10 protein-coding genes are annotated in these 13,209 nt (G+C 75.1%); 5 read left to right on the plus strand and 5 right to left on the minus strand.

Annotated features, from left to right (window positions below; genetic code table 11):
• Positions 1-11: 11 nt before the first annotated feature.
• Positions 12-974: an MBL fold metallo-hydrolase gene (locus KGD83_RS16820; RefSeq protein WP_071622006.1), complete on the minus strand. Its 963-nt coding sequence runs from the start codon at positions 972-974 to the stop codon at positions 12-14.
• A 358-nt stretch (positions 975-1,332) separates the two neighbouring features.
• Here KGD83_RS16820 and KGD83_RS16825 point away from each other — a divergent pair, with 358 nt between their 5' ends.
• Both KGD83_RS16825 and KGD83_RS16830 read left to right on the plus strand, forming a co-directional pair.
• A complete protein-coding gene (locus KGD83_RS16825; protein WP_212640101.1) occupies positions 1,333-1,866 on the plus strand; it encodes a MarR family winged helix-turn-helix transcriptional regulator in 534 nt (177 codons plus the stop codon).
• Between the two features lie 154 nt (positions 1,867-2,020).
• Positions 2,021-3,079, plus strand: a complete 1,059-nt coding sequence (locus tag KGD83_RS16830; RefSeq protein WP_212640102.1) for an aminotransferase class V-fold PLP-dependent enzyme — start codon at positions 2,021-2,023, stop codon at positions 3,077-3,079.
• Between the two features lie 70 nt (positions 3,080-3,149).
• Here KGD83_RS16830 and KGD83_RS16835 read toward each other — a convergent pair whose 3' ends face one another.
• On the minus strand, positions 3,150-4,415 hold the full coding sequence (locus tag KGD83_RS16835) for a GNAT family N-acetyltransferase (protein WP_212640103.1): 1,266 nt from the start codon (positions 4,413-4,415) through the stop codon (positions 3,150-3,152).
• A 354-nt stretch (positions 4,416-4,769) separates the two neighbouring features.
• On the opposite strand from KGD83_RS16835, the gene KGD83_RS16840 reads away from it, so the two are divergent.
• Positions 4,770-5,231 carry a GNAT family N-acetyltransferase gene (locus tag KGD83_RS16840; RefSeq protein WP_212640104.1) on the plus strand — a complete coding sequence of 154 codons (462 nt, stop codon included), beginning with the start codon at positions 4,770-4,772 and terminating at the stop codon, positions 5,229-5,231.
• Positions 5,232-5,486: 255 nt separating this feature from the next.
• Here the strand turns inward: KGD83_RS16840 and KGD83_RS16845 are convergent, their stop codons facing one another.
• Both KGD83_RS16845 and KGD83_RS16850 read right to left on the minus strand, forming a co-directional pair.
• Entirely contained in the window at positions 5,487-7,094 is a 1,608-nt protein-coding gene (locus KGD83_RS16845) for an ABC-F family ATP-binding cassette domain-containing protein (RefSeq protein ID WP_212640105.1), read from the minus strand.
• 612 nt (positions 7,095-7,706) lie between these two features.
• Positions 7,707-8,975, minus strand: a complete 1,269-nt coding sequence (locus tag KGD83_RS16850) for a GNAT family N-acetyltransferase (protein ID WP_212640106.1) — start codon at positions 8,973-8,975, stop codon at positions 7,707-7,709.
• Between the two features lie 267 nt (positions 8,976-9,242).
• Here KGD83_RS16850 and KGD83_RS16855 point away from each other — a divergent pair, with 267 nt between their 5' ends.
• Positions 9,243-10,259 carry an N-acetylglucosamine kinase gene (locus tag KGD83_RS16855; RefSeq protein WP_212644466.1) on the plus strand — a complete coding sequence of 339 codons (1,017 nt, stop codon included), beginning with the start codon at positions 9,243-9,245 and terminating at the stop codon, positions 10,257-10,259.
• Between the two features lie 377 nt (positions 10,260-10,636).
• Positions 10,637-11,488: a siderophore-interacting protein gene (locus tag KGD83_RS16860; protein WP_212640107.1), complete on the plus strand. Its 852-nt coding sequence runs from the start codon at positions 10,637-10,639 to the stop codon at positions 11,486-11,488.
• 109 nt (positions 11,489-11,597) lie between these two features.
• Here KGD83_RS16860 and KGD83_RS16865 read toward each other — a convergent pair whose 3' ends face one another.
• Entirely contained in the window at positions 11,598-12,956 is a 1,359-nt protein-coding gene (locus tag KGD83_RS16865) for a dihydrolipoyl dehydrogenase family protein (protein WP_212640108.1), read from the minus strand.
• Positions 12,957-13,209: the final 253 nt, after the last annotated feature.

The following is a 13,209-nucleotide window of genomic DNA, read 5'->3' on the forward strand; positions in this document are numbered from 1 at the left end:
GGGGCGGCGGGTCAGCCCTGGAGCTGGTCCCAGACCTCGCGGTCGCGCTCGGCGGTCCAGATGACCGGGCGCTCGATGCCGGAGAACTCGTCCCACAGGCGGGAGACGTCGAAGGGCAGGCAGTGCTCGAAGATGGGCCAGTGGCCGTAGTCGCCGACGAGGGCGGCGTGGGTGGCCTCGAAGGCCTCCTTGAGGGTGCCGCCGCGCCCGTGGACGGCGCCGACCTCGCGGATCATGACGTCGAGGAAGCCGCGGGTCTGCTCGATGGCGGCGTCGACCTCCTCGCGGCCGCGGCTGACCGCGCCGCGTCCGCCGACGAGCATCTCGGCCTCCAGGGCCTTGACGCCGTCCAGGGTGGCCCCGGCCCAGTCGTGGTGGAAGGCGTCGCCGGTGTAGAGGGCGGCCTGGGCCTCGACGAGGTCGCCGGCGAAGAGGATCCTCTGCTTGGGCAGCCAGGCGACGATGTCGCCCTCGGTGTGGCCGCGGCCGAAGTACTGGAGGACCAGCTCGCCGCGGTCGCCGCCCAGGTCGATGGTGGTGCGGTCGGCGAAGGTCTGGGTGGGCCAGGTCAGCCCGGGCACGGAGTCGGCGTCCTTGGCCAGGCGCGGCATGCGGGCGAACTCGCTGGCCCAGTCCTCCTCGCCGCGCTCGCGGATGAGTTCGCGGGTCTTCTCGTGGGTCAGGATGATCTCGGCGTCGAAGGCGCTGGCGCCCAGGACGCGGACCGCGTGGTAGTGCGAGAGCACCAGGTAGCGGATCGGCTTGTCGGTGTGCTCGCGCAGCTTGGCGAGCCACTCCCCCGCGGCGGCGGGCGTGGCCAGGGCCTCAAAGGCCACGAGGAAGTCCTCGCCCTCGATGGCGCCCACGTTCGGGTCGCCCTCGGCGGTGAGGGCGTAGACGCCGTCGGCCAGGACCTCCAGGGTCTGCTCCTTGGCCTCGGTGTCGGCGGATGAGGCGAACGGCTTGGCTGCCATGGTCGGGGCCCTTCACTCGCTCCGGACGGCTGCCGCCGCCCAATTGATCAAAGGTTTGATGATCTTGACCATAACGTGCTCCGCGCCACAGGACCAAGAGGCCTGGAGCCCGCTACTGAGTGATACAGATCACATGATACGGCGGGGGGCTGGCGTGCCCGCCGACCTGCCGACCGGCGGTTCGCGCCCGCGGTCGTGACGGGGGTGCGCGGCGCGCGCGGCGGCTTCGACCGGTGCCGACGCGTGCCGTGCCGCCCGCCGCGCGCCGGGACCGGAGGCGGTGGTCCGCCGACCGGCGCGGACGCGCGGGGCCGGACGCGACCGGCCCGCCGGGGGATCAGGCACTAGGCTGACCGGCGTGACCCACGACACCGCCCCCGAACTCACCTTCTGGTCCTTCGTGGACTACGCGGTGCGGAAGGCCGAGCAGGAACTTCCCTCCGTGAACGCCGACGCCATGCGGATGGTCCTGACCCTCAACCGGGCGACGAGCATGGTCATCTACGACCTGGAGTCGTCGGTGCACCGCCCGCGCGGTCTCACCTGGCCCGGGTTCCGGGTCATCTTCGCGCTGTGGCTGGCCGGGCCCATGGAGGCCAAGACCACCGCCGAGATCTCGGGGATGAGCAGGGCCGCGCTGTCCGCGCTGCTCAACACCCTCGAACGCGACGGGCTCATCGTGCGCGAGCGCGCCGCCCACGACCGGCGCGCCCTCCAGCTCAGCCTCACCGAGGCCGGGTACCGGGCGATCCTCGGCGGTTTCCGTGCGCACAACCGGCGCGAGAGCGCCTGGGCCGAGGCGCTGGAACCCGACGAGCGCCGGGAACTCGTGCGCCTGCTCAACAAGCTCATGGCGGGCTCCACGGAGGCCGAGGCCAAGTTCCGCATCTGAAGGGCCGGGGCACCGGCGCGAAGGGCGGTCAGCCTCCGAGCGCCGTCGGGCACGGAGGGCCTGCCCGACGGCTCGGCCCACGCCGCCAAAGGCAGTCCTTTCCCGGTCGGAATGGACCTTGAGCGGCCCCCGCCGCGCTGTGAGCATCGGGGGCATGGACGAAGCCGGACGGGCCCGCCTGCGGGCCGCGCAGCAGGAGTTCGCTGCCGAGAACACCTACCTCAACACCGCCACGCACGGCCTGACGCCCCGGCGGGCGCTGCGGGCCCTGGACCAGCACACCCGCGACGTGGCCGCGGGCCGGTTCCAGCCGGGTGCGGCCGACGCCGGCATCGAGCGCGCCCGCTCCGCCTACGCGCGCCTGAACGGGGTGTCCCCCGCCGATGTGGCCATCGGCAGCCACGTCTCCCAGTTCGTGGGCACCGTCGCCGCCAGCCTGGCCCCGGGCGCGCGGGTGCTGACGGCGGCCGACGAGTTCAGCTCGGTCGTCCACCCGTTCATGGCCAGGGCGGACGCGGGGATCAGCGTGCGCGAGGTGCCCCTGGCCGACCTGGCATCGCGGGTGGGCCCGGACACCGACCTGGTGGCCGTCTCGGCCGTGCAGTCCGCCGACGGCGCCATCGCCCCCGTGGAGGACCTGATCGCGGCCTGCGCCGACCACGGGGCGCGGCTGCTGCTGGACACAACCCAGGCCGCCGGGTGGCTGCCGCTGCCCGTGGACCGGGTCGACTACACGGTGTGCGCCGCGTACAAGTGGCTGCTGGGCCCGCGCGGTTCCGCTCTGCTCACCGGCACCGAGGAGGCGCTGGCCGAACTCTCCCCGCTGGCCGCGAACTGGTACGGCGCGCACGAGCCCTGGAAGTCGCTCTACGGCGGCCCGCTGCGGCTGGCCGAGGGCGCGCGACGCCTGGACCTGGCGCCGGTGTGGGGGGCGTGGGTCGGCCTGGAGGAGACCCTGTCCCTGGTGGAGGAGGTGGGGGTGGAGGTCATCCGCGAGCACGACGCGGCCCTGGGCGACCGCTTCCGCGAGGCCATGGACATGGAGCCCGCCGGGTCGGCGATCGTGTCGGTCCCGGTGCCCGAGGGCGCGGTGGAGCGCGTGGCAGAGGCGGGTATCGCCACGGCGGCCCGCAACGGGCGGATGCGCGCGGCGTTCCACCTGTACAACGACGAGTCCGACGTGGACCGGCTGGTCAAGGCGCTCAAGGGCTGAGGTGCTGAAGGGCTGAGGACGCGAGTCCGGCCCCGCCGGTGGGCGGGGCCGGACCGCCGCGCCCCCGCGGTCAGAAGATCAGACCGCAAAAGGGCGCGCGGGAGCGGCGCAGGGCCGCGTCCAGGCGCTCCACCGCTCCCGGTGTGTGCTCGGTGATCAGGCCCGCGCGCAGGTAGCCGTCCAGGGTGGTCTGGCCCAGGTGGGCGGCGCCCAGGTGCGACACGTCCAGGCTGACGTCGGGGGCGGCGTCCGTGGCCTCCACGCGGGCGCCGCCGGTGTCGGCCTCGACGTGCCAGCGCCCGGCGTTCCAGGGGGCGAACCGGTCGGCGACCTCGAGGACCGCTTCCACCGGCGCGGCGTAGGAACGTTCGGACAGGGCTCCGGGCACGTCCACCAGCCGCACCCACAGGGAGGTGTAGAGCGTGGGCGCCGCCCGGCCGCTGTCCACGAGCAGGTGGCGCAGCGGGTCGTCCACGGCCAGGAAGTCGAAGGTGATCTCGGTGACCAGGTCGCGGTTGAACAGGTGGTCGTACAGAGCGGTCCAGGCGGCCGGGGTCGTGGCGGTGACCTCCTTGACGTACACCTCTCCGCGCGAGCCGTCGCGCTCCCACCTGTTGCGGGTGCGGTAGAGCGCGTAGCCCAGCGGTCCGTCGGGTCCGCTGACCACCGCGGCCCGCAGCGGGCCGCGGCCCTCGCGGAACTGGGCCTGGTCGCGCAGGACCCGGTCCCACCAGTGGGCGGCGCGCTGGAACTGGCCGACCTGCACGGCGGCGACCTCGCGGTGGACCCGTTCCAGGTCCGGGCGCACCTGCCCGGGGTCGGCCAGGCGGACCCGCAGAGCGGGGTCGCGGGGCGCGTCGGCGCGCAGTCGGGCGTGGGGCTGGCGGACGGCGGTCTCCATCTCGGTGACCGCCGGGCCGTAGCCGAACCGGCCGTAGATGGCGCCCTCGGAGGCCCACAGCGCGGCGTAGCGCTCCCCGCGCGCGTGGGTGTCGGCGAGCTGGCGGCGCATGAGAGCGCTGAGCACGCCGCGGCGGCGGTACGTGGGCCACACGCCCACGCCGGTCACCCCGGCCACCGGGCGAGGACCGCCGGGCAGGGCCATCTCGAAGGCGAAGTCGTTGACCGCGCCCACGACCTCGTCCCCGTCCACGGCGACCAGGACGCGGTCGTAGCCCTCGGCGTCCAGGAGGGGGCGCAGGAAGGGCTCGCGGTCCTCGGGCGGGTCCGAGGACAGCAGCGCCTCGCCGACGACGCGCATCACCTCGGCGTACTCGTCGCGGTCGGTTCCCCGTACGGTCCATTCGGTCGGGGTGAGGTCCCCTCCGGCATTCACGTGTGCGGTCCTCCACTCTTCGAACCGGGGACCGGCGCACTCGCGGCGAGGGCGGGACGAGCCCGGGTTCCACTTCATGTTCAGGGCGATACTTGCACATTCCGGGCATATGGCCCAGGCCTCAGGTCCGGGTGACGCGCCCGTGGATCCCGGCGCGGAAAGCACGGCGAGCAGGGCCCGGGGGCCAGAGCCACAACGTACGGACTCCACCGGCGGGGTGCCACTCCTTTTCCCGGCGCGGGGCGGGTCCGGCGCCGTCCCGCCGTGCGGTCGCGGGGGCGCGTTCCGGGCGGGTTCCCGGCATCTCCGGTGCGCGCACTGGTGGCCGACCGCGGCCGGTACTACCGTGCTGCCATGCTGTTGCGCTCCGCCCGCCCCGGGGACGGCCCGGGCATCGCCGCCCTGATCGGCCGCGCCTCACCGCACCTGGACAAGAAGGGCTACCCGGCCTCGCTGCTGCCCGAGGACATGGTGGTGCTCGTCGCGGAGGCGGAGGGCGCTGTGGTGGGGTGGGTGGAGGGCGTGCTGGACGGCGTCTACGAGGGGTCGGGGAGCCCGGTACCGCCGCCGCACGGGTACGTGCTGGCTGTGGTGGTGGACCCGGGGTGGAGACGGCGCGGGGTCGGCAGGGGCCTGTTGGAGGGGTTCGCGGACCGGGCCCGCGCGGCCGGGGTCGAGTGGGTGTTCCTGCTGCCCGAGGAGGGCGAGGGCGCCGAGGGCAGGGTGGAGTTCTTCCTCCGGTGCGGGTTCACTCCCGTGCACGGCTCCGGCGGGGAGTGGCCCGCCATGGGGCGGTGGACCCGCGGCGCCGGGTAGCCCGGAGCGGAGACGGTAGGGGCGCGCGCCGGTGGCTACCGGGTCCGGTCCGGCCGGAACCGTTACCGGTGTGGCACAAGGGTTCTGAACTGCGATGATCTTGTACTTGTAGCGAGGCTCGACGGCCCAAACTCGCTATGAGTACAAGATCACGGTGGACAGGAGGCGTCGGGCGCCCGCCGGTTTCCTCCCGGCGGGCGCCCGGACGGGTGCCGGTTCCCTCTCGGTGGACGCCTAAGCGGGCACCGGTCGGCGTCAGTCCCCCAGTTCAGCGCGCTGGCGCAGGCCTCCCTCCCGGTCGATCTCCAGGACGGTGTCGATCCCGAGCCTGCGCAGGAACCCGTGGTCGTGGCTGACGACCAGGAGCGCGCCGCGGTAGGCGTCGAGGGCCTCGGCGAGCTGCTCGACGCTGGAGGTGTCGAGGTTGTTGGTCGGCTCGTCCAGGACGAGCAGCTGCGCGGGCGGCTCCGCCAGGAGCAGCGTGGCGAGGCAGACGCGGAACCGCTCGCCGCCGGAGAGCGTGGCGACGGGGCGGTCGACGCCGTCCCCGCGCAGCAGCAGGCGGGCGAGCTGGTTGCGGACCTCGCCCGGCGGCGTGCCGGGGGCGACCGCCCGCACGTTCTCCAGCGCGCTCGCCGCGTCGTCCAGGCCGTCCAGGCGCTGGGGCAGGTACCCCACGCGGTCGGTCAGGAGTGTGCCGTGCGCGCGGCCCGGAACCGGATCGCCGCCGTGGACGAGCTGCTGGAGCAGGGTCGACTTCCCTGCCCCGTTGGGGCCGACCAGGGCGACGCGTTCGGGACCCTGGACGACGACGGTGCGTCCCTCGGCGTGGAACTCCGCCAGGCGGCGGCCGCGCGGCACGTCCGGGTCGGGCAGCGTGAGGCGGATGTGCTCGTCCTCGCGTACGCGGGCGTCGGCGGCGTCGACCGCGGCCTGCGCGGCCTGGACCTTGTCGTCGAGGGTCGAGCGCATCGCCCCGGCCGAGGCCTGCGCCTTGCTGGCCCGGTTGCCCGCGAGGATCTTGGGGATGCCGCCGTCCTTCTGCGTCTTCCTGGCCGTGCGCTCGCGGCGGGCGAGCTTGGTCTCGGCCTCCACGCGCTGGCGCTTCTCGACCTTGAGGGCCTGCTGCGCGGACCGGGCCGCCTGGACGGCGGCGGCCTGCTCCTGTTCGAGGTGCTCCTTCCAGGCACTGTAGGGGCCGCCGAACACGTCGAGGCTCCCGGCGTGGAGTTCGGCGGTGCTGTCCACGTGTTCGAGCAGTTCGAGGTCGTGGCTGACGACGACGAGGGTGCCGGGCCAGGTGTCGACGAACGCGGCGAGCCTGGCCCGCGTGGGCCGGTCGAGGTTGTTGGTGGGCTCGTCGAGCAGGGTGATCGGGGTGCGCCGCAGGCGCATGCCGGTGACGGCGATGAGTACCGCCTCACCGCCGGAGACCTGCGCGACGCGGCGGTCGAGGTCGGCGGCGGTGAACCCGATCTCGTGCAGGGCCTCGTCGGCGCGCGCCTCGATGTCCCAGTCGTCGCCGACCGCGTCGAAGTGGCGTTCGTCGGCGTCGCCCGCCTCGATAGCGCGGAGGGCGGTGAGGGTGGCGTCGATGCCGAGCAGTTCGGCGACCGTCGCGTCCGTGCCCAGGGTCAGGTTCTGCGGGAGGTAGCCGACGTCGCCGACCGCGTCGACGCGCCCCGATGTGGGGCGCAGTCGACCGGCGATCAGGCGCAGCAGGGTGGACTTGCCCGCGCCGTTGCGGCCGACGAGCCCGGTGCGCCCGGTCGTGAGGGTGCCGCTCACGCGGTCGATCGCGACCGTGCCGTCCGGCCAGGCGAAGGTGAGGTCGGTGAGTGTGACGGCGGACTTGGTGGACATGCTGGGAGCTCTCCTCGTGCCCGGCGGCGGGCGACTGCGTGGTCGGGCCGCGGGGCGGGTTCGTTGGCGGGGGAACACGCGGACGCCGACGGGGCTGTGCCGGGCGGGTGCGTGTTCGACCCGTGGCGGGCCGCGGGAGCGGGCGGACCGGCGTCACCGGGCGCGCACGCGGAAGGGGCGGGAGGTCCTCGACGACTTCCCGGGCCGTCGCCGCGCGCACGCGCAAAGAGGTGCCGATCGTCTGCGCTCCCGTGGGCGGGGCGGACGTCACCGCGCGCACGGGGGCGCGATCGGTGGTCGGCGTCGGAACGCGCCGGAACGGACCGGGTCGGAGAGCGGGCCGCGACGCTGCAGGGCGTACGCGGACAGGGCGCCCCCGACGAGGTCGAGGTCGTTCACCGGGGCGCGGTACGCGCCCTCGCGGGTGAAGGCCACCGGCGGTTCGGTGGCTAGAGTCTGTCGACCTCGATGAGCTCCATGGCCGTCATGTTACCAGCGGGCCCCGCGGGCTCCGGGGCCCCTCCGATCCCGGGAGCACGTCCGGTCCTAGGAGCGCGTCCGGCCCCGCGCCGTGGCGGAGGCGCGGGGCCGGGTCCTCAGAGGGCCGGTTCCTCAGAAGTCGGTGCCGCAGAAGGGCGCGCGCGGCGCGTGCAGGGCGGTGTCCAGGCGGGCCGCCGCGCCGGGAGCGTGCTCGGTGAGCAGCCCCGCGTCCGCGAAGGCGGTCAGCGTGCGCCTGCCGAGGTAGGCCGCGCCCAGGTGGGAGGCGTCCAGGGCTAGGTCGGGGGCGGCCTCGGTCGGGCTCACGCGGGCGCCCCCGGTGTCCGCCTCCAAGCGCCAGCGCCCGGCGTTCCAGGGGGCGTAGCGGTCGGCGACCTCCAGCACCGTGTCCACCGGGACGGCGTAGGGGCGGTCGGACAGGGCGCCGGACAGGTCCACCAGGCGCACCCACAGGGCGTCGAAGTCCCGCCGGACCAGGCGCCGGGGGTCGGCCAGCAGGACGGTGAGGGGGTCGTCCCCGGGCAGTTTCTCGAAGACCGCCTCGCTGGTCAGGTCGCGGTCCAGGAGGTGTTCGTAGAGGGCGACCCGGGCGGCGGTGGAGACGGAGACCAGCTCGCGCACCACCACCCGCCCCGAGGCCAGACCGTCCTCCCAGCGGTCGACGACGCGGTACAGCGCGTACCCGAGGGGACCGTCGGGGCCGCGCACCAGGGCCGCGCGCAGCCGTCCGGGCCCGCCGGCCTCCTTGTCCTGGAGCATCAGGCTCCACCAGTGCTCGTCGCGGGCGAGCTGGCCGGCGCGCTGGGGCAGCGCCTCGCGGTAGACCCGCTCCACCTCCTGGCGGACCTCGGCGGTCTCGGCCAGTTCGAGGGTGAGGGAGGGGTCCCGGGGCGCGTCGGGGCGCAGGCGGGCGTGGGCGCGCTGGAGGGTCGCGTTGGTCTCGCGGAAGGCCAGGCCGTAACCGAAGCGGGCGTAGATGCCCCCCTCGGAGGCCCACAGCACGGAGAGGTTCTCGCCCCGGTCCCGGACGTCGGCGAGCTGGCGGCGCATGAGCGCGCTGAGGACGCCGCGGCGGCGGTAGGTGGGCCACACGCCCACGCCGGTCACGCCCGCGACGCGGCGGGGTCCGCCGGGCATGGTCATCTCGAAGCCGTTGGACAGGGCGGTGCCGACGACGCGGTCGCCGTCCACGGCGAGCAGGGTGCGGTCGTGCTCGATGGTGGGGTGGTCGCGCTGGTTGTCCAGGATCTCCCGGGCGGAGAGGTTGAGGGCCTCGCAGAAGACCCCGACGGCCTCGGGGTGGTCCTTCTCCGTGCCCTCGCGCACGGTCCACGCGGGGGCGTCGTCGCGGCGGGAGGGGTCGTGCTGTGGCGCTCCTGTCATGGCACCGAGCCTCTCAGCCGCCACCGGGCGGACGCCAGTGGATTGCCCGGCGCGCCGCCCGCCTCCCGCGCGCGGCGCGGACGCCCGTTCCCCCGTGCTCGGCCGCTGAGACAGTCCGCCCCTTCCTCGTCCGCCGGGCGGACCGGGCCGCCGCGACGAGTAATACGCGGCGCCACGGGGCACCTCTCCCCTGTGACACGTACGATCTCCTCTTCTTCCCGTGCCCGGTCCGACCAGTCGGACGACCGGCGCGGACTCGTCCTGGGGGTGGACGCCGGGGGCACCGCCACCCGGGCGCTGGTGGCCACCCTCTCCGGAGAGCGGCTGGGCGAGGCCCGGGCCGGGGGCGCCAACCCCAACTCCCACGGCGCGGACCGGGCCGCCGAGCGGCTGGCCGAGGCGGTGGCGGGAGCGCTCGACGCGGCCGGACCGCGGGCGCGCGGGGCCGTGGCCTTCGGCGTGGTCGGCCTGGCGGGGGTGTCCGCGCTGCGCGACGACGAGGTGCGCGCGTGCCTGGAGCGGGCCCTGGGCGGGGCGGGACTGGCGCCGGAGAACACGGCGTTCACCGGCGACGACGAGGTGGCCTTCGCCTCGGGCACCCCGGGGCCCGACGGCACGGTGCTGATCGCGGGGACCGGGGCGATCGCCACCCGGGTCGAGGAGCGCAGGCGGACCCGTTCCGCGGACGGCATGGGGTGGCTGATCGGCGACGAGGGGTCGGGATTCTGGATCGGGCACCAGGCGGCACGGGAGACGGCGCGGCAGCTGTCCCGGGGCGGGGAGCTGAGTCCGCTGGCGCGCGCGGTGGCCAAGCGGGTCATCCCGGGCCAGCGCCCTCCGGGCGGGGAGGAGCACCTGCCCGAGGAGCACGCCCGCAACTTCGCCCGAATCCTGACCACGGCCGCCCCGGTCACGCTGGCCGCGCTGGCGCCCCTGGTCAGCGAGGCCCACGCGCAGGGCGATCCGGCGGCCGAGGTGATCGTGGAGGCCGCCGCGGGGCACCTGGCGCACTCGGTGCACCAGGTGCGCTCGCCCGGGGAGAGCCTGCCGGTGGTGCTGGCGGGCGGGGTGCTCTCACGGTCCGAACCGGTGCGCGCGGCGCTCACCCGCAAGCTGGCGCTGTGCGCGGCGGGGGCGCAGGTGGCCACGGCCGGGTGCACGGCGGGCGCGGCGGCCTGGCTGGCGGCCCTGCGGGCGGGGGCTCCGGAGGACGACCGGCGGCTGCACGCGGCGTTCACCCTGGCAGACCGAGCCCCGGGCAAGGACCGCCCCGACGCCGCCTGAGGGCGCACGACCGCACTGCGCCGTGGCGGCGGGTTGCCCACGGTGATCGCGCTACCGGCGTCGCTGTCGGCGACGGCGGCGGCCCTGGCAGCGGAATCGTCCCCAGAGGGTGCGATCCGGGTCGGCGCGGTCGACCGCCCGCAGCGGAAGCGCTCCCGGGGCCGCAGGCGCGGGCTCCGGCCCCGATCTGACCACCCCGCACGCGCGAGCCGGTCCCGCCCCGGGCGGGCTGCCGCAGCCGCCCGACGGGGTGTAGCGCGACGATCGATCCTGATCCGGGTTCCGCCGGGGCTCAGGTTTTGCCCTGGTGCGTCACTGTGCCTTACGGTAAGTCCTACTTAGGTTCACCTAACTCACCCCGGAAGAAAGAGGGCGCCGTGGCACAGCGGCAGGGACGGGCCAGGACCGTCCACACCGGAAGGGTCGAGGCGGTCGAGCAGATCACCCCGCACATGGTCAGGGTCGTCCTGGGCGGGGAGGGCCTGGACGCGTTCGCCACCGACGGGCACACCGACAGCTACGTCAAGCTGCTCTTCCCGCCGCCCGCGCCCGGCGACACCGAGCCCTTCGACCTGGAGCGCGTGCGCGCCGAGCGCCCCCGCGAGGAGTGGCCGGTCACCCGCACCTACACCGTGCGCGACTGGGACGCCGGGGCCCGGCGGCTCACCCTCGACTTCGTCCACCACGGCGGCACCGGACTGGCCGGGGTGTGGGCGGCGGGCGCCAGGCCGGGCGACCGGCTGCGCCTGATGGGCCCCGGAGGGGCCTACTCCCCCGACCCCGGCGCCGACTGGCACCTGCTGGCCGGGGACGAGAGCGCCCTGCCCGCCATCGCCGCCGCCGTGGAGGCCCTGGCCCCGGACGCCACCGCCCACGTGTTCGTCGAGGTCGGCGGCCCAGAGGACGAGCTGAAGCTGGAGGGCGGCCCGGGCGTCCGCGTGCACTGGCTGCACCGGGGGGACGAGGCCGTGGGCTCGGTCCTTGTCCCCGCCGTGCGCGCCCTCGACTTCCCCGAGGGCCGCGTCCACGCGTTCGTGCACGGCGAGGCCGGCTTCGTCCGCGACCTGCGCCGTCTGCTGCGCGTCGAGCACGGCCTGCCCAAGGAGCAGCTGTCGGTGTCGGGCTACTGGCGCCTGGGCCGCGACGAGGACGGCTGGCAGTCGAGCAAGGCAGAGTGGAACCGCGGCGTGGAGGCCGAGGAGGAGGCCGCCCTGACGGGGAGGGCCTGACCTCCCCGCCGGGAGCGCCCGCGTCCGGAGGGGTCGGCGCCTCGTACACCGGCCACCCGCGGCCTCTCCGCCGGTGGGTTCCGCCTCCGGGTAGGCCGGTGCCGCCGCCTCACATTTCGAGGTTCTCCAGGGCGATGAGGTAGGCCTCGTTGTACGTGGGGAACTGCGGGATCGAGTCGAGCAGCGCAGCGACCGGCAGGCCGGTGCGGATCGCCAGCGCCGCGGTGTGGATCCACTCCGAGGCCATCGGGGAGAACGCCCACGCGCCGACCAGCACCCCGCGGCGGCGGTCGGCGACCAGGCCGATGGTGCCGCGCGGGTCGGTGTCGTAGGTCCAGGGCCGGGCCAGGGTCTGGGGCAGGTCGGCCTCGGCGGTGGCCGTGTCGATCCCCTGTTCCCGCGCCTCGGCCTCGGTCAGCCCCACCCCGGCGATCTCGGGGTAGGAGAAGATCACGCGCGGCACGCCGGTGTAGTCGGCGGCCCGGTCGGTGCCCAGGATGTTGTCGGCGACGACGCGCCCCTGGTACTTGGCCACGTGCGTGAACAGGGCCCGGCCGGTGGCGTCGCCGACCCCCCACAGCCCGGGCGCGGCGCGGCAGCGCTCGTCCACACGCAGGCTGGCGCGGTCCAGCTCCACCCCGACCTCCTCCAGCCCCAGGCCGCCGCCGCGGGGGCGGCGGCCGGTGGCGAGCACGATCACGTCCGCCTCCACGTGCTCGCCGTTCTCCAGGGTCGCGCGGATCCCGTCCCCGTCCCGGGCCACCGCGGAGACCTGGGTGTTCAGGTGCACGGTGACGCCGTCGCGGTCGAACTGGTCGCTGATCAGCTCGCACAGGCGGGGTTCCTCGCGGTTCACCAGGCGCGGACCGCGCTGGACCAGGGTGACCTGCGAGCCCATCCGGGCCAGGAACTGGCCCAGCTCCACCCCCACGGCGCTGCCGCCGACCACGACGGCCCGGCCGGGCACGTCGGTGAGGGTGGTGGCCTCGCGGTTGGTCCACACCACGGAGGGGTCCAGGTCGTCCAGCCCCTCGATCGGCGGGCGCACCGCCTCCGAGCCGGTGGCCACGACGACGTGGTCGGCGGTGAGCTCGGTGTCGCCCACCGCCACCCGCCAAGGGTCGCGGCCGATGACGCGCCCCTCGCCGCGCAGGACCAGGGCGCCCTGGTCCCGGTACCCCTGGACCTGCGCGGAGTCGTCCAGGTGGCGGATCATCTGGTCCCGGTAGTCGCGCAGCTCGGGCCAGCGCAGGTCCGGGCGCGAGACCCCGGCGGCGCCGTCGGCCTCCTGGCGCACCTCCGGCGGGCGCAGCAGCACCTTGGTGGGGATGCAGGCCCAGTAGCCGCACTCGCCGCCGATGAGTTCGCGCTCGACCACCGCCACGCGCTTGCCGGCGGCGAGCAGCCTGCCCGCGACGGTCTCACCGCCCGGCCCCATTCCGATGACGATCGCGTCCATGTGTTGCATGTGTCCTCGTTCCACCCGGGTCCCGGTCACCCCCGATGGTGTCGCCTGCCCGTGTTCCGGGGAAGTCCCGACACGCCGTCATTCGTCGGGTTCGCGCGGCCCGGCCCGGGCAGGGGGGACGGTGCCCCGGTCGCGGCCGTGCGCGCCGCGGTTCGGGCCGCCCGCGGCGGTGGAACAACCCGGTGCGGCGCGTCACAGCACCCGCGCGCGTCACACGCCTCCCGGACGTGGTGGAATAGCCGATCGGCGTTCT

The organism is Nocardiopsis akebiae, from assembly GCF_018316795.1.
GTDB classification, from domain to species: domain Bacteria; phylum Actinomycetota; class Actinomycetes; order Streptosporangiales; family Streptosporangiaceae; genus Nocardiopsis; species Nocardiopsis dassonvillei.

Coding starts and splice junctions, on each gene's coding strand:
- KGD83_RS16820 (WP_071622006.1), bottom strand. CDS start 974: ATGGCAGCCAAGCCGTTCGCCTCATCCGCCGACACCGAGGCCAAGGAG.
- KGD83_RS16830 (WP_212640102.1), top strand. CDS start 2,021: ATGGACGAAGCCGGACGGGCCCGCCTGCGGGCCGCGCAGCAGGAGTTC.
- KGD83_RS16840 (WP_212640104.1), top strand. CDS start 4,770: ATGCTGTTGCGCTCCGCCCGCCCCGGGGACGGCCCGGGCATCGCCGCC.
- KGD83_RS16845 (WP_212640105.1), bottom strand. CDS start 7,094: ATGTCCACCAAGTCCGCCGTCACACTCACCGACCTCACCTTCGCCTGG.
- KGD83_RS16850 (WP_212640106.1), bottom strand. CDS start 8,975: ATGACAGGAGCGCCACAGCACGACCCCTCCCGCCGCGACGACGCCCCC.
- KGD83_RS16865 (WP_212640108.1), bottom strand. CDS start 12,956: ATGCAACACATGGACGCGATCGTCATCGGAATGGGGCCGGGCGGTGAG.